This is a genomic window from Pseudomonas mandelii (assembly GCF_006438925.1).
GTDB classification, from domain to species: domain Bacteria; phylum Pseudomonadota; class Gammaproteobacteria; order Pseudomonadales; family Pseudomonadaceae; genus Aquipseudomonas; species Aquipseudomonas mandelii_C.
Genome location: NZ_RCZA01000011.1, coordinates 34,260 through 60,041 on the forward strand (window position 1 = coordinate 34,260; position 25,782 = coordinate 60,041).

Here is a 25,782-nt window from a genome sequence, read left to right on the forward strand (position 1 = left end):
CCCACCGTCACATTGACGACATGGCCTCAGCCGACACTGAGGTCATGACGACAGCTCTGCATATCACTCTGATCACCGAAACCTTCCCTCCCGAAATCAACGGAGTGGCCAATACCCTCGGCCGCTTGTACGAAGGCTTGCGCGCGCGCGGGCATCAGGTGGAATTGGTGCGACCGCGTCAGGGTTGCGATCAGCAGCGGGGCAGCGACGATGCGTTGTTGCTGTGCCGGGGCTGGCCGCTACCGGGTTATCCCGGCTTGCAATGGGGTCAGTCGTCGATGCACAAGCTGCTGCGGCGCTGGAAGCGTCATCGGCCGGACGTGCTGTACATCGCCACGGAAGGACCGCTGGGATTGTCCGCGTTGCGCGCGGCGCGGCGCTTGGGGATTTCGGTGGTGAGCGGTTTTCACACTAATTTCCAGCAGTACTCCCGTCAGTATGGGCTTGGACTGCTGACGCGATTGCTGACCCACTACCTGCGCTGGTTTCACAATCGTTCGACGCTGACCCTGGTGCCGAGCGTGAGTCAACGAATGGAACTGGAACGCCGGCATTTCGAGCGCCTGGCGTTGCTGTCGCGTGGGGTCGACAGCCAGTTGTTTCACCCGACCAAGCGGCTGACGTCGCTACGCGAACAGTGGGGTTTGGCCGACAGTGACATTGCCGTCATCCATGTAGGTCGCTTGGCACCGGAGAAAAATCTCGGCTTGCTTAGGCGCAGCTTCGAAAGGCTGCGTACGACTTATCCACAGAAAAACCTGAAGTTGATCGTGATCGGCGACGGCCCACAACGAGTGGTCCTGGAGAAAGAACTGCCCGAGGCGATTTTCTGTGGCTCTCAACGCGGCGAGGCCTTGGCCAGTCACTATGCGTCGGGGGATGTGTTTCTGTTTCCAAGCCTGACCGAGACTTTCGGCAACGTGGTGCTTGAGGCACTGGCTTCGGGTTTGGGTGTGGTGGCTTACGATCAAGCGGCGGCGGCTCAGCACATCCGCCATGCCTACAACGGCGTACTGGCGATGCCGGGGGACGAAGAGGCGTTCTGCGATGCGGCGTGTTGGCTGTTGGAGGAGCGCGAAACGTTGCGCTGCGTGCGGCTCAATGCGCGTCAACATGCGAGTCGTCAGGGCTGGGCAGCGATTATCGAGCAGTTTGAAGGGCAGTTGCGCGGGGCTTGTGCTGGGGAGCAGATGGTTCCGAATGCACCGACGGCACTCTGATTCTTCAGTGTTCTTGAGTCCGCCTTCGCGAGCAGGCTCGCTCCCACAGTTGACCGCATTCTTCAGGTAGAACTCGGTTGAAAGTGGGAGCGAGCCTGCTCGCGAAAGGGCCCCGCCAAGCGCCGCTTAAACCAGGGTCATCAACGCCTCACGGCTGAACGGCAGGATGTCTTCTTCACGGCCGTCACGCACTTTCTGCGCCCAGTCCGGATCCACCAGCAGCGCACGACCTACCGCCACCAGATCGAACTCATCATTGTTCAAACGCTCCAGCAGTTTTTCCAGGCTGGCCGGCTGCGCGATCTTGTCGGTGTTGACCATGAACTGCAGGAACTCGCCATCCAGGCCGACACTGCCCACGGTGATGGTCGGTTTACCGGTGAGCTTACGGGTCCAGCCGGCCAGGTTCAGCTCGGAACCGTCGAACTCCGGCTCCCAGAAACGACGCGTCGAGCAGTGGAAAATATCCACGCCGGCGTCAGACAACGGCTTGAGGAATTCGCCCAACGCTTCGGATGTTTGCACCAGACGCGCGGTGTAATCCTGCTGCTTCCATTGAGAGAAACGGAAAATAATCGGGAAGCCTTCGCCGACCGCAGCACGCACAGCCTGGATCAGTTCAATGGCAAAACGCGAACGGTTAGCCAGGCTGCCGCCGTATTCGTCGGTGCGCTGGTTGCTGCCTTCCCAGAAGAACTGGTCCACCAGGTAGCCGTGGGCACCGTGAATTTCCACGCCGTCCATGCCAATGCTCTGGGCATCTTTGGCGGCCTGGGCAAATGCGCCGATCACGTCCTGGATATCTTGTTGGGTCATGCCGTGAACCACGACCTGACCGTCCTTCAATTTCTCCGACGGACCGTAACCCGGCACGCTGGCGTCCGGCTCGGTGCCGATGCGGCGCACGCTGCCGACATGCCACAGCTGAGGAACGATCTTGCCGCCTTCAGCATGAACCGCGTCGACAACTTTCTTCCAGCCGGCCAGCGCCGCTTCACCGTAGAAATGCGGTACGTTCGGGTAACCGTTGGAAGCCTTGTGGCCGACGGTGGTGCCTTCGGTGATGATCAGACCCACACCCGCAGCGGCGCGACGACGGTAGTATTCGATCACTTTGGAATTGGGAACGCCACCCGGCGAAAACGAGCGGGTCATCGGCGCCATGACGACGCGGGTCGGCAGTTCGAGGGTGCCAAGGTGGAACGGTTTGAACAGGGCTTTGACGGGCATGGGACGCTCCACGGGAAATGACTTTATGACGGCGATAATATGGAGAGCCGGTCGTGCTGAACAGCACTATTGATTTTGGTGATTAAGGATCAAAAGACAGAAGCAAAAGATCGCAGCCTCGTTTCACTCGACAGCTCCTACACGGGTACGCGGTTCATGTAGGAGCTGTCGAGTGAAACGAGGCTGCGATCTTTTGAACGTTCTTTTAGCTCAGCGCTTTTTCGATCGCATGAACGACAGACGGATCATCCGGCGCCGTGCGCGGCGAGAACCGCGCCAGCACGCGACCATCCTTGCCCAGCAGGAATTTTTCGAAGTTCCAGGTAATGTCACCGGGAAATTCAGCCCCCTCGCCCGCCAGCAGACGGTACAACTGATGACGATCGTGACCGTTGACTTCCAGCTTGCTGGACAACGGAAAACTCACGCCGTAGTTGAGGCTGCAAAACTCCTGGATCTCTTGCTCGGTACCCGGCTCCTGCCCGGCAAACTGGTTACACGGCAGGCCCAGCACGCTGAAGCCTTTGTCCTTGTATTGCTGGTAGAGGTTTTCCAGCGCCGCGTACTGTGGGGTCAAGCCACATTTGGAGGCGACGTTGACCACCAGCACGACGTGCCCCTTGAAGGGCGCCAGAGGTAGCTCCTGACCATCCAGGCCTGTCAATTTAAGGTCGTGAAAAGCACTCATGACGAACTCCAGATTCCCGTGTTCTTCTCGAAACAGCCACTTGGCGGTGTCACCAGGGACAGCCGCGGACTAAAAAGGCGCCCCTCGGGCGCCTCTCCAGTACTCGAAAGCTTAGCGCAGAAAATCAGTGGTGATGGCCACCTTCGCCATGGACGTGACCATGAGCGATTTCTTCCTGGCTGGCGTCACGGATGTCGATGATCTTGACCTGGAAATTCAGGCGCTGACCAGCCAACGGGTGGTTGCCGTCGACGGTGACATCGTCGCCGTCCAGATCGCGAATGGTGACGATCTGCATCTGGCCGTCCGGAGCGGATGCGTGGAACTGCATACCTACTTCCAGCTCGTCGACGCCTTCGAACATGCTGCGGCTCAACGTGCTGACCAGTTCGGCAGCGTATTCGCCGTAGGCATCTTCAGGTTCTACGGCAACCGTCAGTTCGTCACCGACGGTTTTGCCTTCCAGAGCCTTTTCCAGGCCCGGAATAATGTTACCTGCGCCTTGCAGGTAAACCAGCGGCGCGCCGCCGGCGGAGCTGTCGATGACCTCACCAGCGTCGTTGGTCAGGGTATAGTCGATGGAGACAGCCTTATTGGCGGCGATCAGCATGGGGCGAGACCTTTTGCATAAGAATGAAGAATGGCCAAGTTTAGCGAAGCAATCGCCCGAAAGCGAACACAACCCGGACAGACGGGTGACGGCGAAAGGCTCGACGGTCACAGGCTTCCATCAAGATGAGGACGGGCACTGGGTAGCCGAGCTTTCCTGCGGTCACACCCAGCACCTGCGCCACCAGCCACCGTGGCAATCGCGCGCCTGGGTGCTGGACCCCGCGCAACGTATTGAAAAAATAGGCCAGCCCTTTGATTGCGGTTGGTGCGCACAAGGCTCGGTTAGCGCTAACCTTGGCGACTGAATTTCGGTAGAAGGCCAGTCATAGGCGTTCACCATTGCCATGCACCTTTAGAGAATCCGCATGCAAACTTTTTTTATCGCGCCCACCGATTTTGGTGTGGGTCTGACCTCCATCAGCCTTGGGCTGGTACGTACCCTTGAGCGGGCCGGCCTCAAAGTCGGCTTTTTCAAACCGATTGCCCAGCCGCACCCGGGTGACACCGGGCCTGAACGGTCCACTGAACTGGTGGCGCGCACTCACGGTTTGAAACCGCCTCAGCCGCTTGGTCTGGCGCACGTCGAGCGCATGCTCGGCGACGGTCAGCTGGACGAGTTGCTCGAAGAAATCATCACCCTCTATCAGCAGGCGGCAGTCGGCAAGGATGTGCTGATCGTCGAAGGCATGGTCCCGACCCGCAGCGCCAGTTACGCCGCACGGGTCAATCTGCATTTGGCGAAAAGCCTCGACGCCGAAGTGATCCTGGTCTCGGCACCAGAAAACGAAGTGCTGACCGAACTGTCCGGCCGAGTGGAATTGCAGGCGCAATTGTTCGGCGGCCCAAAAGACCCGAAAGTCCTCGGCGTGATCCTCAACAAGGTCAAAACCGAGGAAAGCATGGAGGCCTTCGCCTCGCGCTTGAAAGAGCATTCGCCGTTGCTGCGCAGCGGCGATTTCCGTCTTCTGGGTTGCATCCCGTTCCAGCCGGAACTGAACGCCCCGCGCACCCGCGACGTCGCCGACCTGATGGGCGCGCAAATTCTCAATGCCGGTGATTACGAAACCCGGCGCATGACCAACATCATCATCTGCGCCCGCACCGTGCGTAACACCGTGGAGCTGCTCAAGCCCGGCGTGCTGGTGGTGACGCCCGGCGATCGCGACGACATCATCCTCGCCGTCAGCCTCGCGGCCATGAATGGCGTGCCGCTGGCCGGTCTGTTGCTGACCAGCGACACCCTGCCCGACCCGCGCATCATGGACCTGTGCCGTGGCGCCTTGCAGGCGGGCCTGCCGGTGTTGTCGGTGAGCACCGGTTCCTACGACACCGCTAACCAGTTGAACGGTTTAAACAAGGAAATCCCGATCGACGACCGCGAGCGCGCGGAAATCATCACCGATTTCGTTGCCAGCCACCTCGACGCCAAGTGGCTGCACCAACGCTGCGGTACGCCACGGGAAATGCGCCTGTCGCCCGCCGTGTTCCGTTATCAATTGATCCAGCGCGCCCAAGCCGCCAACAAGCGCATCGTCCTGCCCGAAGGCAGTGAGCCACTGACCGTGCAAGCCGCAGCGATCTGTCAGGCCCGCGGCATCGCCCGTTGTGTCTTGCTGGCGAAACCGGCGGACGTCGAAGCCGTCGCTCGCGCCCAAGGCATCGAACTTCCTCCGGGACTGGAAATTCTTGACCCGGACCTGATTCGCGAGCGTTACGTCGAGCCAATGGTCGCCCTGCGCAAAACCAAAAGCCTCAACGCGCCGATGGCCGAGCAGCAACTGGAAGACACCGTGGTGATCGGCACCATGATGCTGGCGCTGGATGAGGTCGACGGATTGGTGTCCGGGGTCATTCACTCCACCGCCAACACCATCCGCCCGGCCTTGCAACTGATCAAGACCGCGCCGGGCTGCACGCTGGTGTCGTCAGTGTTCTTCATGCTCTTCCCCGAGGAAGTGCTGGTCTACGGCGACTGCGTGATGAACCCGCACCCGAGCGCCAGCGAACTGGCCGAGATCGCCCTGCAAAGCGCCGACTCGGCAGCCGCCTTCGGCATCACCCCGCGCGTGGCGATGATCAGCTACTCCAGCGGTGAATCGGCCAGCGGCGAAGAAGTCGAGAAGGTGCGCGAAGCGACGTTGCTCGCCCATGAGCAACAGAACTCGCTGCTGATCGATGGCCCATTGCAATACGACGCCGCCGCCAACGAAACCGTTGCCCGGCAACTGGCGCCGAACAGCCAGGTCGCCGGTCGCGCCACAGTGTTCGTGTTCCCCGACCTGAACACCGGCAACACCACCCACAAAGCCGTGCAGCGCAGCGCCGACTGCGTCAGCCTCGGGCCGATGCTGCAAGGCCTGCGCAAACCAGTGAACGACCTGCCGCGCGGCGCGCAAGTCGACGACATCGTCTACACCATCGCGTTGACCGCGATTCAAGCTGCCAACCGACCTTTGGATCTTTAAATGCTGGATTCCCTACCTGCACCGCTGCGAGGCGTCATTGCCTCGCTGCTGTTGGCGCTGAACACGATTGCCTGCTGCACACCGCTGTTCATCGTAGCGATTTTCAAACTGCTATTGCCCTTCCCCGCCGCCCAACGTTTTACCGATTGGCTGATGAGCCATATCCACGAAGCCTGGATCAGCAACAACAAGGCCTGGATGGACTTGCTCGGACACACGCGCTGGAAACTCAGCGGCCTGGAAGGTCTGGACTATCAGCACTCGTACTTGATCACCAGCAACCACCAGAGCTGGGTCGACATCATGGTGTTGCAATACGTGCTGAACCGGAAGATTCGTCCGCTGAAGTTCTTCCTCAAGCAGGAACTGATCTGGGTGCCGGTGATTGGTCTGGCGTGGTGGGCGCTCGGCTTTCCGTTCATGAAGCGCTACTCCAAGGCCTACCTGGAGAAGCACCCGGAGAAGAAAGGCAAAGACCTGGAAACCACCCGCAAGACCTGCGACAAGTTCCGCCATAACCCGGTGGGGATTTTCAACTTCGTCGAAGGCACGCGTTTTACCGAAGGCAAGCATGCCCAGCAGAAATCGCCGTTCCATCATTTGCTCAAACCGAAGGCTGGCGGCATTGCGTTTGTGCTGGATGCCATGGGTGAGCAGCTGGAAGCCATCGTCAACGTGACCATTCACTATCCGGCCGGCCGTCCCGGTTATTGGGATTTGCTCTGTGGGAACGTGAAGGACGTAGTGGTGCACTTTCAGGAACTGAAGATTCCGCCGCAGTTCATCGGCAAGAACTACGATCAGGACGGCGAGTATCGCTTGCAGTTTCAGGGCTGGATCAACCAGTTGTGGCAGGACAAGGACGCGTTGCTTGCGCAGATGCATCGCGAGTATCCAGCGAAGTCTTGAGTCGCCCGTACCGGCCCCTTCGCGAGCAGGCTCGCTCCCACAGTGGATCTTCGGCGAACACTGAACTTGTGGGAGCGAGCCTGCTCGCGAAGGCGGTTTCAGGGACACAAAAAAACCCGCCGATGATCACTCATCGGCGGGTTTTTTATTAACGGCTAACGCTTAGATCGCGCCACGCTTGCGCAGCAGATCCAGCACTTGCTTGACGCTTTCTTCCAGCGACAGCGACTGGGTATCGACCACGAGGTCGGCGTCCAGCGGCACGTCGTACGGGAAGGAATCACCCGGGATGTTATCCCCGGCCGCCGCGTACAGGCCTTGCGGGTCACGCTCGGCACAGACCGTCGGAGAAGCCTGGACGTAGACCGTCAGCAGACGCTCCTTGCCGATCAGTTCCCTGGCCTGCTCACGACCTTCGGCACTCGGCGCAACGAAGGCTGCCAGCGTCAGCAGACCCGCTTCGTTGAACTGACGCGCAACGTGTGCCGCACGACGCCAGTTCTCGGTACGCCCGGCGCGATCCTGTGGCAGACCTTTGTTCAGGTCGTGACGCAGGTTCTGGCCATCGAGTACGAACACCGCACGGCCCATGTCGAACAGCTTGCGTTCAACCGCGTAAGCCAGGGTGCTTTTGCCGGCGCCCGACAAGCCGCTGAACAACACGGTGGCCGGTTGCTGGCCGAAACGCTGGGCGCGCTCTTCGGTGGCGACGTGCGCCAGTTTGCCGTGATGCGTGCTGGTGCCATGGCTCAACGGCTGAGCGATGATCATGCCGGCCGCGACGGTGCCATTGGTCAGACGATCGATGACGATGAACGAACCGGTGGTGCGATTGCTCGCGTAGCCGTCCAGCGCGATGGCCGCGTCGAGGCTGATCTTGACCCGGCCGATCTCGTTCAGGTTCAGCGAACTGGCCGGACCTTCTTCCAGGGTGTTCACGTCAACGCGGTTGACGATGCTGGTGATCGAACCCGGCACGTAACTGGTAGCGCGCTTGATGTCGTATTTCTTGCCCGGCAGCATCGGTTCTTCGGCCATCCACACCAGCATGGCGTCGAAGGCATCAGTCACTTGCGGCTGGTTGTCGGCATGCACCAGCAAGTCGCCGCGGGAGATGTCGATCTCGTCTTCCATGGTCAGCGTCACCGCTTGACCAGGACCGGCGTGCTCCAGCTCACCTTCGAAGGTGACAATGGACTTCACGCGACTGCTCTTGCCCGACGGCAGCACAACGACTTCGTCGCCCTTGTGCACGACGCCGCTGGCCAGGGTGCCGGCGAAACCACGGAAGTTCAGGTTCGGACGGTTGACGTACTGCACCGGGAAACGCAGGTCGGTGTAGTTGCGGTCGCTGGCGATTTCGACGGTTTCAAGAATTTCCATCAGCGACTGGCCGGTGTACCACGGCGAGCGCTCGGATTTGTTCACCACGTTGTCGCCCTTCAGTGCCGACATCGGTACGAAGGCCATGGTGGTCGGCTTGAACGCGATGCCTTCGGCGAACTTCAGGTAATCGGCCTTGATCGACTCGAAGACTGTTTCGTCGAAACCGTTGAGGTCCATCTTGTTGATGGCGACAACGATGTGTTTGATGCCGAGCAACGAGGCAATGAAGCTGTGGCGACGGGTCTGGGTCTGCACGCCGTAACGGGCGTCGACCAGGATGATCGCCAGGTCACAGGTGGATGCACCGGTGGCCATGTTGCGGGTGTACTGCTCATGGCCAGGGGTGTCGGCGATGATGAATTTGCGCTTGGCGGTGGAGAAGTAGCGGTAAGCGACATCGATGGTGATGCCCTGCTCACGCTCGGCCTGCAGGCCGTCGACCAGCAATGCCAGGTCGATGTCATCGCCGGTGGTGCCGACTTTTTTCGAGTCGCGGGTAATGGCTTCCAGGTGATCTTCGTAGATCATTTTGGAGTCGTGCAGCAGGCGCCCGATCAGGGTGCTCTTGCCATCGTCGACATTGCCACAGGTCAGAAAGCGCAGCATTTCCTTGCGTTCGTGCTGGCCCAGGTAGGCGAGGATGTCCTCGCTGATCAAATCAGATGCGTGCGACATGACAACCCCTTAGAAATAACCCTGACGTTTCTTTTCTTCCATCGAGCCTGCGCCATCGTGATCGATGACCCGGCCCTGGCGTTCGGAAGTTCGCGTCAGGAGCATTTCCTGAATGATGTCGGTCAGGCTGGTGGCCTCGGACTCGACCGCACCGGTCAGCGGGTAGTCGCCGAGTGTGCGGAAGCGGACCTTCTTCTTGACGATGCGCGCCTTGTCTTCATCGCTCAGGTGATTGAGCAGGCGTTCGTCGTCGATCATGATCCAGGTGCCATTCATCTCGATAACGTCGCGCTCGGCGGCGAAATACAGCGGCACAATCGGGATGCCTTCGAGGTAGATGTACTGCCAGATGTCCAGTTCGGTCCAGTTCGACAACGGGAAAACACGGATCGATTCACCCTTGTTGACCTTGCCGTTGTAGACGTTCCACAACTCGGGACGCTGGTTTTTCGGGTCCCAGCGGTGCTTGGTATCGCGGAAGGAATACACGCGCTCTTTGGCACGGGACTTCTCTTCGTCGCGACGGGCACCACCGAAAGCAGCGTCGAAACCGTACTTGTCGAGGGCCTGCTTGAGGCCTTCGGTTTTCATGATATCGGTGTGCTTGGCGCTGCCGTGGGTGAGCGGGTTGATACCCTGCGCAACACCCTCGGGATTCACGTGCACCAGCAGGTCCAGGCCCAGTTCTTCGACCATGCGGTCGCGGAACGCGTACATTTCCTTGAACTTCCACCGGGTGTCGACGTGCATCACCGGGAACGGCAGTTTGCCCGGGAAGAATGCCTTGCGCGCAAGGTGCAGCATCACGGCGGAGTCTTTACCGACGGAGTACAGCATCACCGGGTTATCGAACTCGGCGGCGACCTCGCGGATGATGTGGATGCTTTCGGCCTCCAGCTGTTTCAGATGCGTCAGTTTGTCGACCATGGCTACTCACGAAAACGATCTTATGGACGGCCAGCGGGCCGTGTTCGAGCGGGGAATCCTAGCACAGCGACCTCTTCTAATCAGGACGTCGACTAGATCGAAAGGGTATATGAATATACCTGCCTGTTCGGGTGTACTGGGTCCTGTGGGAGTGAGCCTGCTCGCGATAGCGGTGTGTCAGTCACATCAATGTCGAATGTGACGCAGCCATCGCGAGCAGGCTCGCTCCCACAGTGGATAGGGGGGGTGATTCAGATGGGATTCGGGCAATCGATGAAGATGTGCTCGAGGGCAAAGCGCCGGGCAAGATAGTCGCCCAACGCCTGCACGCCGTAGCGCTCGGTGGCGTGATGGCCGGCGGCGATGAAGCTGATGTCGTTTTCCCGGGCGCTGTGGAAGGTCTGCTCGGACGCCTCACCGCTGAGGTACAAGTCGACGCCCGCCAGCACGGCCTGATCGATGTACCCCTGACCGCCACCGGTGCACCAGCCAACGCGACGAATCATCTCGCTGCCTTCGATCAGCAACGGCTCGCGGCCCATGACTTCTTGTACGCGACGGGCAAAATCGCGGGCCGTCACCGGCTCGTTCAATGAACCGACCAGGCCGACAACTTTGAGATTGTCCGGATCCAATGGGCCTTCCACAGTGATATCGAGCTGACGTGCCAGCTGAACGTTATTGCCCACTTCCGGGTGCAGATCCAGCGGCAGATGGTAGGACAACAGGCTGATATCGTGCTTGAGCAGGGTTTTCAACCTACGCTGCTTCATGCCGGTGATGCACGGGTTCTCGCCTTTCCAGAAATAGCCGTGATGCACCAGTATCAGATCGGCACTGGCTTCCACAGCGGCGTCGAGCAACGCCTGGCTGGCGGTGACGCCACTGACGATGCGCATGACCTGCGGCCGGCCTTCGACCTGCAACCCGTTGGGGCAGTAATCGGCAATCTTTGCACTGTTAAGGTAACGGTCGGCTTCTTCGACCAGGGTGCTCAAGGCGACGGCCATAAAAGACTCCTAAATATCCCGTTCAGAGGCACGCTTCGCCTCGTATAATGCGCGACATTATGGGCGGTCTCATACCGCCTGCAACCTCTCAGGACGTGCTTAATGCTCAAGGCGCTGCGTTTTTCCGGCTGGCCGCTGTTGGCCGGCGTGCTTATTGCCCTGTTAATCATCCAGCGTTACCCGCAGTGGGTCGGGCTCCCAAGCCTTGACGTCAACATGCAACAAGCCCCGCAATCCACCACCATGCAACAGGGTCCGGTGTCCTATGCCGACGCGGTGACCACGGCCGCACCGTCGGTGGTCAACCTGTACACCACCAAAGTCATCAACAAACCGAACCACCCGCTGTTCGAGGATCCGCAGTTCCGCCGCTTCTTCGGCGACAACTCGCCCAAACAGAAGCGCATGGAGTCGAGCCTCGGCTCCGGCGTGATCATGAGCCCGGAAGGTTACCTGCTGACTAACAACCATGTGACCAGCGGTGCCGACCAGATCGTGGTGGCGCTCAAGGACGGTCGTGAAACCCTGGCCCGAGTGATCGGCAGCGATCCGGAAACCGACCTTGCAGTATTGAAAATCGATCTGAAGAACTTACCTTCGATCACTGTCGGGCGCTCCGACAACATCCGCATCGGCGACGTGGCCCTCGCCATCGGCAACCCGTTCGGCGTCGGCCAGACCGTGACCATGGGCATCATCAGTGCCACCGGGCGCAATCAGCTGGGCCTGAACAACTACGAAGACTTCATCCAGACCGATGCTGCGATCAACCCCGGCAACTCCGGCGGTGCGCTGGTGGATGCAAACGGCAACCTGACCGGCATCAACACGGCGATCTTCTCCAAGTCCGGCGGTTCGCAGGGCATCGGTTTTGCAATCCCGGTGAAACTGGCCATGGAAGTGATGAAGTCAATTATCGAGCACGGCCAGGTGATTCGCGGTTGGCTCGGTATCGAAGTGCAGCCGTTGAGCCAGGAACTGGCGGAATCGTTTGGCCTGTCGGGGCGCCCGGGCATTGTGGTCGCGGGGATTTTCCGTGACGGCCCGGCGCAGAAGGCCGGCCTGCAACTGGGTGACGTGATCCTCAGCATCGACGGCGAACCGGCCGGCGATGGTCGTCGTTCGATGAACCAGGTCGCGCGGATCAAGCCGACCGACAAGGTCACGATCCAGGTGATGCGCAACGGCAAAGAGCTCAAGCTCACCGCCGAGATCGGTTTGCGGCCACCGCCTGCGCCGGTCAAAGAGAAAGAAGAAGAGTAAGCAGCCAACACAAAACCTTGTGGGAGCGAGCCTGCTCGCGAAAGCGGTTTCCCTGACATATTCATGTTGAATGTGCCGACGCTTTCGCGAGCAGGCTCGCTCCCACAGGATCAGTGTTGCTTTAGAGGTCGCCCAGGCCGTCGATCAACGCCTGATTCTGCTCCGGCGTGCCAATCGAAATCCGCAGGAACTGGGCAATCCTTTCCTGCTTGAAGTGCCGAACGATCACGCCTTGCTCACGCAACTTCGCCGCCAGCCCTGCCGCATCGTGTTTCGGATGACGGGCGAAGATGAAGTTCGCCGCCGACGGCAGGACTTCAAAGCCCTTCGCTTCCAGCTGCCCGATCACCTTGTTGCGACTCTCGATCACCCATCGGCATGTCTTGTCGAAGTGCTCACGATCCTCGAACGCCGCCGCAGCTCCCACAATCGCCAGACGATCCAGCGGATAGGAGTTGAAGCTGTTCTTGATCCGCTCCAGCGCCTCGATCAAGTCCGGATGCCCCACCGCCAGCCCCACACGCAGGCCGGCCAGCGAACGGGACTTGGACAGGGTCTGGGTCACCAGCAGGTTCGGATAACGATCCACCAGACTGATCGCCGTCTCACCGCCAAAGTCGATGTAAGCCTCATCTACCACGACCACCGAGTCCGGGCTGGCCTTGAGGATTTGCTCCACGGCGTCCAGCGCCAACAGGCAACCGGTCGGTGCGTTCGGGTTAGGGAAGATGATCCCGCCGTTCGGCTTGGCGTAGTCCGCCGGGTTGATCTGGAACTGCTCGTCCAGCGGCACCGCGTCGAAGGCGATGCCGTACAACCCGCAGTAAACCGGATAGAAGCTGTAGCTGATGTCCGGGAACAGCAGCGGCTGATCGTGTTGCAGCAAACCGTGAAAGATGTGCGCCAGGACTTCATCGGAACCGTTGCCGAGAAACACCTGATTGCTCTGCACGCCGTAGTACTTGGCGACCGCTTGCTTGAGCACATCACTGTTCGGGTCCGGGTACAGACGCAAATTGTCATTCAGTTCGGTCTGCATCGCCGCCAAGGCTTTTGGCGATGGTCCGTACGGGTTTTCGTTGGTGTTGAGCTTCACCAGCTTCGCCAGTTTCGGCTGTTCGCCCGGCACGTAAGGCACCAGATTCTTGACGAACGGGCTCCAGAATTTACTCATCTTCAGTTCCCCTGCTTGTCGTCGACGATGCGGTATTCAGCGCTGCGGGCGTGGGCGGTCAGCGACTCGCCACGGGCCAGCACGGAAGCGGTTTTGCCCAGTTCCGACGCACCCTGCTCGGAGCAGAAGATGATCGACGAACGCTTCTGGAAGTCGTACACACCCAGCGGCGAGGAGAAACGCGCGGTGCCGGAGGTTGGCAACACGTGGTTGGGACCTGCGCAGTAGTCGCCCAAGGCTTCGCAGGTGTGACGGCCCATGAAGATCGCGCCAGCGTGGCGAATCTTCGGCAGCCAGGCCTGCGGATCAGCAACGGACAACTCAAGGTGTTCCGGTGCGATGCGGTTGGCCACTTCGATGGCTTGGTCCATGTCGCGGACCTTGATCAGAGCACCACGGCCATTGATCGATGTTTCGATGATCTCGGCGCGTTCCATGGTCGGCAGCAGTTTGGCAATGCTGGCGGCGACCTTGTCGAGGAACTCGGCGTCCGGGCTGACCAGAATCGCCTGGGCGTCTTCGTCGTGCTCGGCTTGGGAGAACAGGTCCATGGCGATCCAGTCCGGATCGGTCTGGCCGTCGCAGACCACCAGGATCTCGGAGGGGCCGGCGATCATGTCGATACCGACCTGGCCGAATACGTGGCGCTTGGCGGTGGCGACATAGATGTTGCCCGGGCCGACCACCTTGTCGACCTTCGGCACGCTTTCGGTACCGTAAGCCAGCGCGGCGACCGCTTGAGCGCCACCGATGGTGAACACGCGGTCGACGCCGGCGATGCAGGCTGCGGCCAGCACCAGTTCGTTGATTTCGCCACGAGGCGTCGGCACCACCATGACCACTTCGGTCACGCCGGCCACCTTGGCCGGAATCGCGTTCATCAGCACCGAGGACGGATAAGACGCCTTGCCGCCCGGTACATACAGGCCGGCGCGATCCAACGGAGTAACTTTCTGGCCCAGCACGGTGCCGTCGGCTTCGGTGTAGCTCCAGGAATCCTGCTTCTGTTTCTCGTGGTAGCTGCGTACTCGGGACGCGGCTTTTTCCAGCGCTTCACGCTGAGGCACGGTGATTCGGGTCAGGGCCAGTTCCAGGCGCTCGCGTGGCAGGATCAGGTCCGCCATGGACGCGACCTGCAGGCCGTCGAACTTCTGGGTGAATTCCACCAGCGCCGCATCGCCACGCTCGCGCACGGCCTTGATGATATCCAGCACCCGCTGATTGACCGAGTCGTCAGACACACTTTCCCAGCTCAGCAGATGATCCAGATGATGTGCGAAATCCGGGTCAGCAGCGTTGAGTCGGCGAATTGCAGTCGGTGCGGTCATAGCGAGAGCCTCATAGGATTGGCAAAAAACTCAGGCGCCCGAAGCTACCATCGATCCGCTTGGGCACCTGAGAATTCTGGCTATGAGGCGGATAGACGGGCGCGACTCAAGGTCGCGCAGGTAAATCAGCCGCGGTGTCGAGACTCCACTGCCTTGCGCAGGGTGTCGATCAACGCCTGGATACGGGCGTGCTGCATTTTCATCGAAGCTTTGTTCACGATCAGCCGGGAGCTGATGTCGGCAATGAAATCCTGGGGTTCCAGACCATTGGCGCGCAGGGTGTTGCCGGTGTCGACTACGTCGATGATCTTGTCTGCCAGACCGATCAGCGGCGCCAGTTCCATCGAGCCATAGAGCTTGATGATGTCAACCTGACGACCCTGTTCGGCGTAGTAGCGCTTGGCAACGTTGACGAATTTGGTCGCCACACGCAGGCGGCCCTTGGGCTCGACATCGCCGACACGGCCGGCGGTCATCAGCTTGCAGAGGGCAATTCGCAGGTCCAACGGCTCGTACAAACCCTGGCCGCCATATTCCATCAGCACATCTTTACCGGCGACGCCCAGGTCAGCGGCACCATGTTCGACGTAAGTCGGCACATCGGTGGCGCGCACGATCAGCAGACGTACATCGGCCTGAGTCGTGGGGATGATCAGCTTGCGGCTCTTGTCCGGATTCTCGGTCGGCACGATGCCCGCTTCAGCCAGAAGCGGCAGGGTGTCGTCAAGGATGCGGCCCTTGGACAGTGCGATGGTCAACATGGGAAACGTCAGTCCTTATCAAGGTACTCATGCCCGGTCGCAAATGGCGCCGGACACACTTCGAGGCTTTCTCAATAATGAAAAGACAGCCCCGATTTGAAACGAATTCAACGGGCGCGTCCCTGCGCCCATGCAGCAGAAACTAGCCCGGTACGCGGCGGATCTTCGCGCCGAGCATCTGCAGTTTCTCTTCGATGCACTCGTAACCACGGTCGATGTGGTAGATGCGATCGATCAGGGTGTCGCCTTCGGCGATCAGCGCCGAGATCACCAGGCTGGCCGATGCACGCAGGTCGGTGGCCATAACTGGCGCGCCCTTCAGCGTTTCGGTGCCAGTGACGATGGCGGTGTTGCCTTCAACCTGGATCTTGGCGCCCATGCGGTGCAGTTCGTACACGTGCATGAAGCGGTTTTCGAAGATCGTCTCGATCACCGCGCCGGTGCCTTCGGCAATGGCGTTGAGGGAGATGAACTGCGCTTGCATGTCGGTCGGGAATGCCGGGTACGGAGCGGTGCGCACGTTAACGGCTTTTGGCCGCTTGCCATGCATGTTCAGCTCGATCCAGTCTTCGCCGCAGGTGATTTCGGCACCCGATTCCTTGAGTTTCTCAAGAACGGCTTCGAGGATGGTCGGATCGGTGTCCTTGACCTTCACACGACCGCCGGTCACAGCAGCTGCGACCAGGTAAGTGCCGGTCTCGATACGGTCAGGCATCACTTTGTAAGTGGTAGGGTGCAGACGCTCGACGCCATCGATGGTGATGGTGTCAGTGCCTGCGCCAGTGATCTTGGCGCCCATGGCGATCAGGAAATTCGCCAGGTCGATGACTTCAGGCTCGCGAGCGGCGTTTGCCAGAACGCTGCGGCCCTTGGCCAGAGCGGCCGCCATCATGATGTTTTCGGTACCGGTCACACTGACGGTGTCGAAGAAGAAGTGCGCACCGCGAAGGCCACCTTCAGGCGCCTTGGCCTTGATGTAGCCGCCTTCGACGTCGATGACCGCGCCCATGGCTTCGAGGCCACGAATGTGCAGGTCAACCGGACGCGAACCAATGGCGCAACCGCCGGGCAGTGCAACTTCGGCTTCACCAAAACGCGCAACCATCGGGCCCAGCACCAGGATCGACGCACGCATGGTTTTCACCAGTTCGTACGGAGCGATCAGGGTCTTGATGGTGCGCGGATCGATTTCGACGCTGAGTTTCTCGTCGATCACCGGCTCGATGCCCATACGACCGAACAGCTCGATCATGGTGGTGATGTCGTGCAGGTGTGGCAGGTTGGCCACGGTCACCGGGCCATCGCACAGCAGCGTTGCAGCCAGGATCGGCAGGGCAGAGTTCTTTGCCCCGGAGATGCGGATTTCGCCATCAAGACGAACGCCACCGGTAATTATCAATTTATCCATAAGAATCTCGACGCCCTTGGGCTCAGGTGCGCTCGGCCCAGGCCGCGCTGCTGAAAAATTTCATAGTGACCGCATGGATGCTGCCATCGGTGATCCATGGGTTCAAATGGGCATAGATCTGCTGCTGACGCTTCACCGGGCTCAACGCCGCCAGTTCATCGCTAATCACGTTCAGCTGAAAGTTGCAGCCTTCACCCTCGACTTCTACTAGGGTTCCTGGCAGCTTTCCTTCAAGGAAGCTCTTCACTTCTACGGCCTGCATGCTCAACCTCAATCGGCGCCCTGTGCGCGCGGGTCGGACATCATACAAAAAAGCCCCGCGCCTGCGAACCCCGCGAAGCAGGACTCTGACGGGGGGCTTCTTTATAGATGCGGTTAGGGATGCGCCAACAGCTCGGTCAATTCGCTGACCTGAGCGATTTCGCGCATGTCTTCTGGCATTCCGCGGATGCTCAACGCCTTGCCGGCCGCCTCCGCATCACGCATGAAGCACAGCAGCAGCGACAAGCCGACACTGCTGGACTTCAACACTGCCGAGCAATCGACCACCAGTGCCGCGGCCTTGCTGGATTTGATCAGCGCCTGCCCCTGCTTGCGCAAACCGGGGCCAGTGCGGTAATCCAGCATGCCGCTAAGTGCCAGCTCGCCGGATTCGCTCATGCGAATGGCCGACACACTCATTGAGCTTGCTTCTCAGGAGTTTGCTTCTGGCTGGCTTCCTTGGCTTTGGCAACTTCCCCGGCCCAACCATTGATGGTCTTGTCCAGGTCGTTGCCATTGCGCTGCATCGCATCAGCGAACTGATCACGGAACAGCTTGCCGATGTTAATGCCATTGATGATCACGTTGCGCAGTTTCCACTCGCCATTGATCTTTTCGAGTGTGTAGGACACAGGATAGATCGCGCCGTTGGTGCCTTTGACCGTCATGGCAACGCTTGTACGGTCTCCCGACTCGTCCTTGGCTGGATCGACGACGATCCCCTGATTGTTGTACTCAAGCAAAGCGTTGCCATAGAATTGAAACAGACCCTTTTTGAAGTTTTCTTCAAAGGTCTTCATCTGCGCAGGCGTGGCTTTGCGTGAATACTTGACCGTCATGATGCTCTTGGAAATGCCCTCGGCATCCACCACAGGCCCGACGATGGTGTTCAGCGCCGTATAGAAGTCTTGCGGGTCTTGCTTGTACTTCTCTTTGTTGGCCGACAGATCGGCAAGTAACCGACTGGTGGTGTCCTGCACGATATCGTGCGCCGAGGGCGCTGCCACGGCGTTAGCCATCAACGGCAGGGCCGCGAGTAGTACCAACAGGCCACGTCGCAAGGTAGATATCATTCAAAAGCTCCTCATTTGGCGTCTTTACTAACGGTATTGAGCAGAAATTTACCGATCAGGTCCTCAAGTACCAGCGACGACTGCGTGTCGTGGATGGTTGAACCCTCCTTGAGCAAGGCTTCTTCCCCGCCCACGCTGAGACCGATGTACTTCTCGCCCAACAGGCCAGCGGTCAGGATAGATGCAGTGGAGTCAGTCGGCAGATTATCTACGCGTTTTTCCAGCTGCATGGTCACTCGACCGGTGAAACTGTCGCGATCCAGATCGATCGCCGTGACCTTGCCGATGGTCACACCGGCCATGGTCACTTTAGCTCTGACCGTCAAACCGGCGATATTGTCGAAATACGCATAAAGTTTATAAGTGTCGGTGGTTGCGCTCGGGGACAGGCCACTTACCCGCAACGCCAGCAACAGCAAAGCCAGGATGCCAGCCAGCAAGAAAAGGCCGACACCGATTTCCAGGGTGCGGTTTTGCATCAGAAATCTCCAAACATCAAGGCGGTCAGAATAAAGTCCAGGCCGAGTACAGCCAAAGAGGCATACACCACGGTCTTGGTAGTGGCACGACTGATCCCCTCGGAAGTGGGCTCGCAGTCATAGCCTTGGAATACGGCGATCCAGGTCACGACAAAGGCGAAAACGATGCTTTTGATGATGCCGTTGAGCACATCATCAGTGAACGTCACGCTGTTCTGCATATTGGACCAGTAGGAACCTTCATAGACACCCAGCCAGTCGACAGCCACCCATGAACCACCCCAGATACCTACCACGCTGAAGATCATCGCCAGCACCGGCAGGGAAATGAAGCCGGCCCACAGGCGCGGGGCAATGATGTACTTGAGCGGGTCGACACCAATCATTTCCAGACTGGACAACTGCTCGGTGGACTTCATGTTGCCGATTTCGGCGGTCAGGGCAGAACCCGCGCGGCCGGCGAACAGCAAGGCCGTGACCACCGGACCCAGTTCACGCAACAGCGTCAGCGCAACCATCTGCCCGACGGCCTGCTCCGAACCGTAGCTGGACAGAATGTTAAAGCCCTGCAGCGCCAGCACCATGCCGATGAATACCCCGGAGACCACGATGATCACCAGGGACATTACGCCCACCGAATGCAGTTGCTTGATCAGCAAGCCAAAACCGCCGCCAATGCCGCCACGGCCAAGCAAAGCATGAAACAGGAATATCGCCGAACGACCGAATACCCCCAGCACGTCGATGCCAGCGTGGCCGAACCGGCGAACCCGTTCTATTAGTGAAATCTTGCGCATCAACGCTGCCCCAGAAGATCTGCGCGGTAATCCGTCGCTGGAAAGTGATAGGCGACCGGACCGTCAGGCTCGCCTGTCATGAATTGACGGATGCGTGGCTCCTGCGAGTTCATCAGCTCCTCGGGAGTGCCCTGCCCCAACACCTGGCCTTCGCCGACGACATAGATGTAATCGGCGATGCTCGCAGTCTCGGCCAGGTCGTGGGAGACCACGATACTGGTGATGCCCAGCGCATCGTTGAGCAGGCGGATCAGACGCACCAGCACACCCATGGCGATGGGATCCTGGCCGACAAAGGGCTCGTCATACATGAGGATCTGCGGATCGAGGGCAATCGCCCGGGCCAGAGCGACACGACGCTTCATGCCGCCGGACAACTCGTCAGGCATCAGGTCGATGGCGCCACGCAATCCCACGGCCTGCAATTTGAGCAGGACAATGTCCCGGATCATTTCTTCCGGCAGTTCGGTATGAACGCGTAGCGGAAAGGCGACGTTCTCGAACACATCAAGATCGGTGAACAGTGCACCACTCTGAAACAGCACGCCCATGTGCTTTCGCGCATCGAACAGATCACTGCGCGACAGTTTTGGCAGGTTCTGTCCATTGACCCAGACTTCGCCTTTGGTGGGCCGCAACTGTGCGCCCATCAGCCGCAACAGCGTAGTCTTGCCACACCCGGAAGGCCCCATGATGCCGGTGACCTTGCCGCGCGGGATACGTATATCGACGTTATTGAAAATGCTGCGCGTTCCGCGCTTGAAGGTCAGTCCCTTCAGCTCGACCGCGTAGGCTTTATCGGCACTCATCTAAACTCCTTGCGATGCAGCCTCTCACTCGGACGCCTGACTTTCTGGCGAAAGCACATACATCCCGGGCAGGCCGAACTGGCGGCGAACTATATCACTGCAAAGGCCAAGCGCCCAAGGCCCAAGCCGGGCCATGTTGAGGAACATGACAGGCTAAAAGCATCCATTCAGTGGAATTCGGTAACAAGGAATGGCAAAGCGCGACAAACTTGCGTGAGGGTTTCGATCATTACCGTTATAATCGCCGCCTTTTCATCAGGCTATACGATTTCTGACATGAGCCAATCCAGCGACCTGATTCAATCAGCACAACGCACCATCCGCCTCGAACTGGAAGCCGTACAAGGCTTGTTGCCCCATATCGACGCAGATTTCGTACGCGCTTGCGAGATGATTCTGGCCAGCAAAGGGCGCGTGGTTGTGGTCGGCATGGGCAAATCGGGGCACATCGGCAACAAGATCGCCGCCACCCTGGCCAGCACCGGCACCACAGCCTTTTTCGTGCACCCGGCCGAAGCCAGCCACGGCGATATGGGCATGATCACCCGCGACGACATCATCCTGGCGCTGTCGAACTCCGGCTCTACCAATGAAATCGTCACCCTGCTGCCGCTGATCAAGCGCCTGGGCATTCAATTGATCAGCATGACCGGCAACCCTGACTCACCGCTGGCGAAAGCTGCCGAGGTCAACCTCAACGTGCACGTCGAGCACGAAGCCTGCCCACTCAACCTGGCACCGACCTCGTCGACCACTGCCGCGCTGGTCATGGGCGACGCCCTGGCCGTTGCGCTGCTGGAAGCCCGCGGTTTTACCGCTGAAGATTTCGCCTTTTCCCACCCCGGCGGCGCGCTTGGCCGACGCCTGCTGCTGAAAGTGGAAACCGTCATGCACGCCGGTGCAGAACTGCCCCAAGTGCAACGTGGCACGCTACTCAAGGACGCCTTGATGGAAATGACCCGCAAGGGCCTGGGCATGACCGCGATTGTGGAGGCCGATGGAAAACTGGCCGGAATCTTCACCGACGGCGACTTGCGCCGCACCCTTGACCGGACCATCGACATCCACCATACGACCATCGACGAGGTCATGACCGTCCACGGCAAGACCGCCCGGGCCGACATGCTCGCGGCCGAGGCCCTGAAAATCATGGAAGACCATCGAATCAACGCGCTGGTAGTGGTGGACAAGGAGGACCGTCCGATCGGCGCCTTCAACTTGTCCGATCTGCTGCGCGCAGGAGTAATGTGATGAGCACCGACCTGCTGCAACGCGGCAAGAGCATCAAACTGGCGGTTTTTGACGTCGATGGCGTACTGACCGACGGACGCCTGTACTTCCTCGAAGACGGCAGCGAATTCAAGACGTTCAACACCCTCGACGGCCAAGGCATCAAGATGTTGATGGCATCCGGTGTGCAGACCGCTATCATCAGCGGCCGCAAGACCCCGGTGGTCGAGCGACGAGCGAAGAACCTCGGTATTCCACACGTGTACCAGGGGCGCGAAGACAAACTGGTGGTGCTCGACGAACTTCTTGCCCAACTCAACCTAAGCTATGAGCAAGTCGCCTATCTCGGCGACGACCTGCCGGACCTGCCGGTGATTCGCCGCGTCGGCCTGGGCATGGCGGTGGCAAACGCTGCCAGTTTCGTCCGTGAACACGCCCACGGCATCACCCAGGCCCGTGGTGGCGAGGGTGCCGCTCGCGAATTCTGCGAATTGATCCTGCGCGCGCAGGGCCGCCTTGATGCGGCAAACGCCGCGTACCTGTGAGCCAACTATGCTGAGCAAAAAGATTCGCAAATTCCTGGTGTTCGGTTGCATCGCAGCGATATTCGCGGCGGTCGGCTACTGGAACATCAGCCCGGAACGCTTCCTCGATCAGCCGGTGGCAAAGATCGATGAAACCGCGATCGACTATTACGCGATCAACGCCCACAGCGTGCAATACCTGCCGGACGGCAAACTGCAATACGAAATGACGTCCGACAAGGTTGAACACCTGAAAGCCACCGAAGTGACGCTGTTGACCAATCCCGACCTGAACATGTTCCGCGGCACCGAGTTTCCGTGGCACGTCCAGAGCGAGCACGGCGAAGTGAATCCCGACGGCACTCAGGTCGAACTGATTGACTCGGTGCGCATCACGCGCTTCGACGAGAAAAACCGCAAGACCCTGATTACCTCCACCCGCATGACAGTGTTCCCGCAGCAGCAATATGCGCAGACCGAGCAACCCGTTAGAATCGACGGCGCTGGTGGTGTGTCGACTGGCAAGGGAATGAAAGCGTATTTGAAAGAAAGCAGGATACACCTGCTATCGAACGTAAGAGGACAGTATGAGGCTCGTTAAAACCCTCCCTATTTTGCTCGGTCTGAGCGCAGCACTGGGAAGCGTGAGCGCCTGGGCACTGCCGACCGATCAATCGCAGCCTATCCGCATTCAGGCCGACGATGCCCAGCTGGACGACAAGAATGGCGTTGCCACCTATAAAGGTGACGTGATCATCACTCAGGGCTCGATGATCGTTAAAGGCAACACCGTGACCATCACCCGCACGCCGACCGGCGACATCGACGTGGTGACTTCAGTGGGCAACCTCGCCTATTTCGAGCAACTGCAAACTGCAGGCGACACCAAACCCGTTCAGGGCTGGGGCGTGACCATCCAGTACCACGCAGCGCAAAACCGCGTCGTGCTGATCGATAAGGCAAAAGTTGTCGACAAGGACAACAACGTCACCCAAGGCGAGAAAATCGTCTATGACACGGTCAAGAAGCTTGCGAGCGCCGGTCGCGCCACGGGCAACAAGGTCACCGAGTCGCGTCCGCGCATCGACATGGTGATCCAGCCGAAGAAGAAAACCGACGAGCAAAAGGCCCAGTAATGGCAACTCTGAAAGCTCAGCATCTGGCCAAGAGCTACAAGAGCCGCCAGGTCGTGCGTGACGTCAGCCTGTCGATCGACAGCGGTCAGATCGTCGGCCTGCTGGGTCCCAACGGCGCCGGCAAGACCACCTGCTTTTACATGATTGTCGGCCTGGTGCAGGCCGATCAGGGCCGCGTACTGATTGACGACCTGGATGTCAGCCACCAGCCTATGCACGGTCGTGCGAAGGCCGGCATCGGCTATCTTCCGCAAGAAGCATCGATCTTCCGCAAACTCTCGGTAGCCGACAACATCATGGCGATCCTCGAGACCCGCAAGGAACTCGACAAGGCCGGTCGTCGCAAAGAGCTGGAAAGCCTGCTGCAGGAATTCCACATCAGCCACATCCGCGACAACCTCGGGATGAGCCTGTCCGGTGGCGAACGCCGCCGTGTGGAAATCGCCCGAGCACTGGCTACCAACCCGAAATTCATCCTGCTCGACGAACCGTTCGCCGGCGTGGACCCGATTTCGGTGGGCGACATCAAGCAGATCATCTATCACCTCAAGGCCAAGGGCATTGGTGTGTTGATCACTGACCACAACGTCCGTGAAACCCTGGATATCTGCGAAACCGCCTACATCGTCAACGATGGCCAGCTGATCGCCGAAGGTGACTCTGCCACCATCCTGGCCAACGACCTGGTCAAGGAAGTGTATCTGGGCCATGAGTTCCGCCTGTAAGCACTGAGGTGTCTGGCTGGTTGCTCGGGCGCTTGTCTCGATAAAAAATCAACATTTTTTTATTGTTACAGCGCTCTAGGCAAACGCTGCAGTTTCGGGCATATAATTTGCTTATGTTTGGCGCTCCGGCGCCCTGTAGTGGATGGCGCATGTGCGCCGGCGAATAAGGTGTTAAGCCCCTGCCATGAAACCATCGCTAGTCTTGAGAATGGGCCAGCAGCTGACGATGACACCGCAGCTGCAACAGGCCATCCGCCTGCTCCAATTGTCGACCCTGGACCTGCAACAGGAAATCCAGGAGGCCCTGGAGTCCAATCCGATGCTCGAACGCCAGGAAGAAGGCGACGACTTCGATAACGCCGACCCCTTGGCCGACAAAGCCGAACAGCAACCTAACGTCGACATTCAGGAACCCTCCTACCAGGAAACCGCCCCGACGGTTGATAACCTCGAGGAAGGCGACTGGAACGAGCGCATCCCCAACGAACTACCCGTCGATACCGCGTGGGAAGACGTCTACCAGACCAGCGCCAGCAGCCTGCCGAGCAACGATGACGACGAGTGGGACTTCACCACCCGGACATCGGCCGGCGAAAGCCTGCAAAGCCACCTGCTGTGGCAACTGAACCTGGCCCCTATGTCAGACACCGATCGCCTGATCGCCGTGACCCTGATCGACTGCATCAACAATCAGGGCTACCTGGACGAAACCCTCGAGGAGATTCTCGAAGCCTTCGACCCGGAACTGGACATCGAACTGGACGAAATCGAAGCCGTCCTGCACCGCATCCAGCAATTCGAACCCGCTGGCATCGGCGCCCGCAACCTGGGCGAATGCCTGCTGCTGCAATTGCGCCAGTTGCCCGCCAAGACGCCTTGGCTGGTCGAGGCCAAACGCCTGGTCACCGATTACATCGACCTGCTCGGCAGCCGCGATTACAGCCAGCTGATGCGTCGCATGAAGCTCAAGGAAGATGAACTGCGCCAAGTAATTGAACTGGTGCAGAGCCTCAACCCGCGCCCAGGCTCGCAAATCGAGTCCAGCGAAGCCGAATACGTCGTTCCGGACGTGATCGTACGCAAGGACAACGAGCGCTGGCTGGTGGAGCTGAACCAGGAATCCGTGCCACGACTGCGGGTCAACGCTCAATACGCCGGTTTCGTGCGCCGCGCCGACACCAGCGCCGACAACACCTTCATGCGCAATCAGTTGCAAGAGGCCCGCTGGTTCATCAAGAGCCTGCAAAGCCGCAACGAAACCCTGATGAAAGTAGCCACTCAGATCGTCGAGCATCAGCGCGGCTTTCTTGAATACGGCGACGAAGCCATGAAACCGCTGGTCCTGCATGACATCGCCGAAGCGGTGGGCATGCACGAGTCGACGATTTCACGGGTGACCACGCAGAAATTCATGCATACCCCACGGGGCATATATGAACTGAAATACTTTTTCTCCAGCCACGTCAGCACCTCCGAGGGCGGTGAATGCTCGTCCACGGCGATCCGCGCGATCATCAAAAAACTGGTTGCCGCGGAAAATCAGAAAAAGCCGTTGAGTGACAGCAAGATCGCTGGTTTACTGGAGGCACAAGGCATTCAGGTGGCTCGCCGCACCGTCGCCAAGTACCGCGAATCTCTCGGGATCGCGCCTTCGAGCGAACGCAAGCGGTTGATGTAGAGCCACGCCACAGC

27 protein-coding genes are annotated in these 25,782 nt (G+C 59.4%); 11 read left to right on the forward strand and 16 right to left on the reverse strand.

Features of this window, described 5'->3' with window-relative positions:
• Positions 1-20: 20 nt before the first annotated feature.
• Positions 21-1,220, forward strand: coding sequence for a glycosyltransferase family 4 protein (locus EAH74_RS23805; RefSeq protein ID WP_140681520.1), 1,200 nt, complete (start codon positions 21-23; stop codon positions 1,218-1,220).
• Positions 1,221-1,346: 126 nt separating this feature from the next.
• Here EAH74_RS23805 and EAH74_RS23810 read toward each other — a convergent pair whose 3' ends face one another.
• The 3 genes from EAH74_RS23810 to EAH74_RS23820 all read right to left on the reverse strand — a co-directional run bounded on the left by EAH74_RS23810 (position 1,347) and on the right by EAH74_RS23820 (position 3,748).
• Entirely contained in the window at positions 1,347-2,450 is a 1,104-nt protein-coding gene (locus EAH74_RS23810; RefSeq protein WP_140681522.1) for an NADH:flavin oxidoreductase, read from the reverse strand.
• A gap of 205 nt (positions 2,451-2,655) precedes the next feature.
• Positions 2,656-3,138, reverse strand: a complete 483-nt coding sequence (locus tag EAH74_RS23815; protein ID WP_140681524.1) for a glutathione peroxidase — start codon at positions 3,136-3,138, stop codon at positions 2,656-2,658.
• A 124-nt stretch (positions 3,139-3,262) separates the two neighbouring features.
• Positions 3,263-3,748 (reverse strand): FKBP-type peptidyl-prolyl cis-trans isomerase, encoded by a 486-nt coding sequence (locus tag EAH74_RS23820; RefSeq protein ID WP_008150718.1) that lies wholly within the window; start codon positions 3,746-3,748, stop codon positions 3,263-3,265.
• On the opposite strand from EAH74_RS23820, the gene EAH74_RS23825 reads away from it, so the two are divergent.
• The 3 genes from EAH74_RS23825 to EAH74_RS23835 are packed head-to-tail and all read left to right on the forward strand — an operon-like array spanning position 3,717 to position 7,124.
• The gene (locus EAH74_RS23825) at positions 3,717-4,055 is read left to right on the forward strand and encodes a DUF3565 domain-containing protein (RefSeq protein WP_140681526.1); all 339 of its coding nucleotides are present in this window, start codon (positions 3,717-3,719) and stop codon (positions 4,053-4,055) included. The genes EAH74_RS23820 and EAH74_RS23825 overlap by 32 nt on opposite strands.
• A gap of 60 nt (positions 4,056-4,115) precedes the next feature.
• Positions 4,116-6,215 carry a phosphate acetyltransferase gene (gene pta, locus EAH74_RS23830; RefSeq protein ID WP_140681528.1) on the forward strand — a complete coding sequence of 700 codons (2,100 nt, stop codon included), beginning with the start codon at positions 4,116-4,118 and terminating at the stop codon, positions 6,213-6,215.
• Positions 6,216-7,124 carry an acyltransferase gene (locus EAH74_RS23835; protein ID WP_140681530.1) on the forward strand — a complete coding sequence of 303 codons (909 nt, stop codon included), beginning with the start codon at positions 6,216-6,218 and terminating at the stop codon, positions 7,122-7,124.
• A 162-nt stretch (positions 7,125-7,286) separates the two neighbouring features.
• On the opposite strand, the gene cysN is transcribed toward EAH74_RS23835, so the two are convergent.
• The 3 genes from cysN to EAH74_RS23855 all read right to left on the reverse strand — a co-directional run bounded on the left by cysN (position 7,287) and on the right by EAH74_RS23855 (position 11,122).
• Positions 7,287-9,185 carry a sulfate adenylyltransferase subunit CysN gene (gene cysN, locus EAH74_RS23840; protein WP_140681532.1) on the reverse strand — a complete coding sequence of 633 codons (1,899 nt, stop codon included), beginning with the start codon at positions 9,183-9,185 and terminating at the stop codon, positions 7,287-7,289.
• Positions 9,186-9,194: 9 nt separating this feature from the next.
• Entirely contained in the window at positions 9,195-10,112 is a 918-nt protein-coding gene (cysD, locus tag EAH74_RS23845) for a sulfate adenylyltransferase subunit CysD (RefSeq protein ID WP_030128620.1), read from the reverse strand.
• 251 nt (positions 10,113-10,363) lie between these two features.
• The gene (locus EAH74_RS23855) at positions 10,364-11,122 is read right to left on the reverse strand and encodes a Nif3-like dinuclear metal center hexameric protein (RefSeq protein WP_123365283.1); all 759 of its coding nucleotides are present in this window, start codon (positions 11,120-11,122) and stop codon (positions 10,364-10,366) included.
• Positions 11,123-11,224: 102 nt separating this feature from the next.
• On the opposite strand from EAH74_RS23855, the gene algW reads away from it, so the two are divergent.
• Positions 11,225-12,385 carry a Do family serine endopeptidase AlgW gene (gene algW / locus EAH74_RS23860; RefSeq protein ID WP_123365282.1) on the forward strand — a complete coding sequence of 387 codons (1,161 nt, stop codon included), beginning with the start codon at positions 11,225-11,227 and terminating at the stop codon, positions 12,383-12,385.
• A 121-nt stretch (positions 12,386-12,506) separates the two neighbouring features.
• Here the strand turns inward: algW and hisC are convergent, their stop codons facing one another.
• From hisC to EAH74_RS23910, 10 genes are all read right to left on the reverse strand, one after another.
• Entirely contained in the window at positions 12,507-13,559 is a 1,053-nt protein-coding gene (gene hisC / locus EAH74_RS23865) for a histidinol-phosphate transaminase (RefSeq protein ID WP_140681536.1), read from the reverse strand.
• Between the two features lie 2 nt (positions 13,560-13,561).
• Complete coding sequence (gene hisD, locus EAH74_RS23870) at positions 13,562-14,887, reverse strand: histidinol dehydrogenase (protein WP_140681538.1); 1,326 nt, start codon at positions 14,885-14,887, stop codon at positions 13,562-13,564.
• 125 nt (positions 14,888-15,012) lie between these two features.
• Positions 15,013-15,648 carry an ATP phosphoribosyltransferase gene (gene hisG, locus EAH74_RS23875; RefSeq protein WP_007901570.1) on the reverse strand — a complete coding sequence of 212 codons (636 nt, stop codon included), beginning with the start codon at positions 15,646-15,648 and terminating at the stop codon, positions 15,013-15,015.
• A gap of 142 nt (positions 15,649-15,790) precedes the next feature.
• Positions 15,791-17,056 (reverse strand): UDP-N-acetylglucosamine 1-carboxyvinyltransferase, encoded by a 1,266-nt coding sequence (murA, locus tag EAH74_RS23880; RefSeq protein WP_111450400.1) that lies wholly within the window; start codon positions 17,054-17,056, stop codon positions 15,791-15,793.
• A 22-nt stretch (positions 17,057-17,078) separates the two neighbouring features.
• Positions 17,079-17,318 carry a BolA family protein gene (locus tag EAH74_RS23885; protein WP_007912386.1) on the reverse strand — a complete coding sequence of 80 codons (240 nt, stop codon included), beginning with the start codon at positions 17,316-17,318 and terminating at the stop codon, positions 17,079-17,081.
• Positions 17,319-17,431: 113 nt separating this feature from the next.
• Positions 17,432-17,737, reverse strand: coding sequence for an STAS domain-containing protein (locus EAH74_RS23890; protein WP_076028637.1), 306 nt, complete (start codon positions 17,735-17,737; stop codon positions 17,432-17,434).
• Positions 17,734-18,390 (reverse strand): MlaC/ttg2D family ABC transporter substrate-binding protein, encoded by a 657-nt coding sequence (locus tag EAH74_RS23895; RefSeq protein ID WP_140681540.1) that lies wholly within the window; start codon positions 18,388-18,390, stop codon positions 17,734-17,736. The genes EAH74_RS23890 and EAH74_RS23895 overlap by 4 nt, the downstream gene beginning before the upstream one ends.
• A gap of 11 nt (positions 18,391-18,401) precedes the next feature.
• Positions 18,402-18,869, reverse strand: coding sequence for an outer membrane lipid asymmetry maintenance protein MlaD (mlaD, locus tag EAH74_RS23900; protein WP_140681542.1), 468 nt, complete (start codon positions 18,867-18,869; stop codon positions 18,402-18,404).
• On the reverse strand, positions 18,869-19,666 hold the full coding sequence (mlaE, locus tag EAH74_RS23905; RefSeq protein WP_140681544.1) for a lipid asymmetry maintenance ABC transporter permease subunit MlaE: 798 nt from the start codon (positions 19,664-19,666) through the stop codon (positions 18,869-18,871). Before mlaE ends, mlaD begins: the two co-directional genes overlap by 1 nt.
• Positions 19,666-20,475 carry an ATP-binding cassette domain-containing protein gene (locus tag EAH74_RS23910; RefSeq protein ID WP_008150748.1) on the reverse strand — a complete coding sequence of 270 codons (810 nt, stop codon included), beginning with the start codon at positions 20,473-20,475 and terminating at the stop codon, positions 19,666-19,668. Before EAH74_RS23910 ends, mlaE begins: the two co-directional genes overlap by 1 nt.
• A 276-nt stretch (positions 20,476-20,751) precedes the next feature.
• On the opposite strand from EAH74_RS23910, the gene EAH74_RS23915 reads away from it, so the two are divergent.
• The 6 genes from EAH74_RS23915 (at position 20,752) to EAH74_RS23940 (ending at position 25,768) form a co-directional block, all read left to right on the forward strand.
• On the forward strand, positions 20,752-21,726 hold the full coding sequence (locus EAH74_RS23915; RefSeq protein WP_140681546.1) for a KpsF/GutQ family sugar-phosphate isomerase: 975 nt from the start codon (positions 20,752-20,754) through the stop codon (positions 21,724-21,726).
• Positions 21,726-22,250, forward strand: coding sequence for a KdsC family phosphatase (locus EAH74_RS23920; protein WP_140681548.1), 525 nt, complete (start codon positions 21,726-21,728; stop codon positions 22,248-22,250). Before EAH74_RS23915 ends, EAH74_RS23920 begins: the two co-directional genes overlap by 1 nt.
• 7 nt (positions 22,251-22,257) lie before the next feature.
• Positions 22,258-22,830, forward strand: a complete 573-nt coding sequence (gene lptC / locus EAH74_RS23925; protein ID WP_140681550.1) for an LPS export ABC transporter periplasmic protein LptC — start codon at positions 22,258-22,260, stop codon at positions 22,828-22,830.
• A complete protein-coding gene (lptA, locus tag EAH74_RS23930; RefSeq protein ID WP_140681552.1) occupies positions 22,817-23,365 on the forward strand; it encodes a lipopolysaccharide transport periplasmic protein LptA in 549 nt (182 codons plus the stop codon). The genes lptC and lptA overlap by 14 nt, the downstream gene beginning before the upstream one ends.
• A complete protein-coding gene (gene lptB, locus EAH74_RS23935) occupies positions 23,365-24,090 on the forward strand; it encodes an LPS export ABC transporter ATP-binding protein (protein WP_027924532.1) in 726 nt (241 codons plus the stop codon). Before lptA ends, lptB begins: the two co-directional genes overlap by 1 nt.
• Positions 24,091-24,274: 184 nt before the next feature.
• On the forward strand, positions 24,275-25,768 hold the full coding sequence (locus tag EAH74_RS23940) for an RNA polymerase factor sigma-54 (RefSeq protein ID WP_046045855.1): 1,494 nt from the start codon (positions 24,275-24,277) through the stop codon (positions 25,766-25,768).
• Positions 25,769-25,782: the final 14 nt, after the last annotated feature.

Excerpts from the sequence above, each read along its gene's own strand:
- algW (WP_123365282.1), top strand. The coding sequence starts at position 11,225 with ATGCTCAAGGCGCTGCGTTTTTCCGGCTGGCCGCTGTTGGCCGGCGTG.
- mlaE (WP_140681544.1), bottom strand. The coding sequence starts at position 19,666 with ATGCGCAAGATTTCACTAATAGAACGGGTTCGCCGGTTCGGCCACGCT.
- EAH74_RS23920 (WP_140681548.1), top strand. The coding sequence starts at position 21,726 with ATGAGCACCGACCTGCTGCAACGCGGCAAGAGCATCAAACTGGCGGTT.
- murA (WP_111450400.1), bottom strand. The coding sequence starts at position 17,056 with ATGGATAAATTGATAATTACCGGTGGCGTTCGTCTTGATGGCGAAATC.
- hisG (WP_007901570.1), bottom strand. The coding sequence starts at position 15,648 with ATGTTGACCATCGCACTGTCCAAGGGCCGCATCCTTGACGACACCCTG.
- EAH74_RS23810 (WP_140681522.1), bottom strand. The coding sequence starts at position 2,450 with ATGCCCGTCAAAGCCCTGTTCAAACCGTTCCACCTTGGCACCCTCGAA.
- EAH74_RS23855 (WP_123365283.1), bottom strand. The coding sequence starts at position 11,122 with ATGGCCGTCGCCTTGAGCACCCTGGTCGAAGAAGCCGACCGTTACCTT.
- cysD (WP_030128620.1), bottom strand. The coding sequence starts at position 10,112 with ATGGTCGACAAACTGACGCATCTGAAACAGCTGGAGGCCGAAAGCATC.
- hisC (WP_140681536.1), bottom strand. The coding sequence starts at position 13,559 with ATGAGTAAATTCTGGAGCCCGTTCGTCAAGAATCTGGTGCCTTACGTG.
- cysN (WP_140681532.1), bottom strand. The coding sequence starts at position 9,185 with ATGTCGCACGCATCTGATTTGATCAGCGAGGACATCCTCGCCTACCTG.
- EAH74_RS23895 (WP_140681540.1), bottom strand. The coding sequence starts at position 18,390 with ATGATATCTACCTTGCGACGTGGCCTGTTGGTACTACTCGCGGCCCTG.
- EAH74_RS23890 (WP_076028637.1), bottom strand. The coding sequence starts at position 17,737 with ATGAGTGTGTCGGCCATTCGCATGAGCGAATCCGGCGAGCTGGCACTT.
- EAH74_RS23815 (WP_140681524.1), bottom strand. The coding sequence starts at position 3,138 with ATGAGTGCTTTTCACGACCTTAAATTGACAGGCCTGGATGGTCAGGAG.
- EAH74_RS23915 (WP_140681546.1), top strand. The coding sequence starts at position 20,752 with ATGAGCCAATCCAGCGACCTGATTCAATCAGCACAACGCACCATCCGC.
- pta (WP_140681528.1), top strand. The coding sequence starts at position 4,116 with ATGCAAACTTTTTTTATCGCGCCCACCGATTTTGGTGTGGGTCTGACC.
- EAH74_RS23825 (WP_140681526.1), top strand. The coding sequence starts at position 3,717 with ATGGAGACAGCCTTATTGGCGGCGATCAGCATGGGGCGAGACCTTTTG.
- EAH74_RS23885 (WP_007912386.1), bottom strand. The coding sequence starts at position 17,318 with ATGCAGGCCGTAGAAGTGAAGAGCTTCCTTGAAGGAAAGCTGCCAGGA.
- EAH74_RS23820 (WP_008150718.1), bottom strand. The coding sequence starts at position 3,748 with ATGCTGATCGCCGCCAATAAGGCTGTCTCCATCGACTATACCCTGACC.
- hisD (WP_140681538.1), bottom strand. The coding sequence starts at position 14,887 with ATGACCGCACCGACTGCAATTCGCCGACTCAACGCTGCTGACCCGGAT.
- EAH74_RS23910 (WP_008150748.1), bottom strand. The coding sequence starts at position 20,475 with ATGAGTGCCGATAAAGCCTACGCGGTCGAGCTGAAGGGACTGACCTTC.
- mlaD (WP_140681542.1), bottom strand. The coding sequence starts at position 18,869 with ATGCAAAACCGCACCCTGGAAATCGGTGTCGGCCTTTTCTTGCTGGCT.
- lptA (WP_140681552.1), top strand. The coding sequence starts at position 22,817 with ATGAGGCTCGTTAAAACCCTCCCTATTTTGCTCGGTCTGAGCGCAGCA.
- lptC (WP_140681550.1), top strand. The coding sequence starts at position 22,258 with ATGCTGAGCAAAAAGATTCGCAAATTCCTGGTGTTCGGTTGCATCGCA.
- EAH74_RS23835 (WP_140681530.1), top strand. The coding sequence starts at position 6,216 with ATGCTGGATTCCCTACCTGCACCGCTGCGAGGCGTCATTGCCTCGCTG.
- EAH74_RS23940 (WP_046045855.1), top strand. The coding sequence starts at position 24,275 with ATGAAACCATCGCTAGTCTTGAGAATGGGCCAGCAGCTGACGATGACA.
- EAH74_RS23805 (WP_140681520.1), top strand. The coding sequence starts at position 21 with ATGGCCTCAGCCGACACTGAGGTCATGACGACAGCTCTGCATATCACT.
- lptB (WP_027924532.1), top strand. The coding sequence starts at position 23,365 with ATGGCAACTCTGAAAGCTCAGCATCTGGCCAAGAGCTACAAGAGCCGC.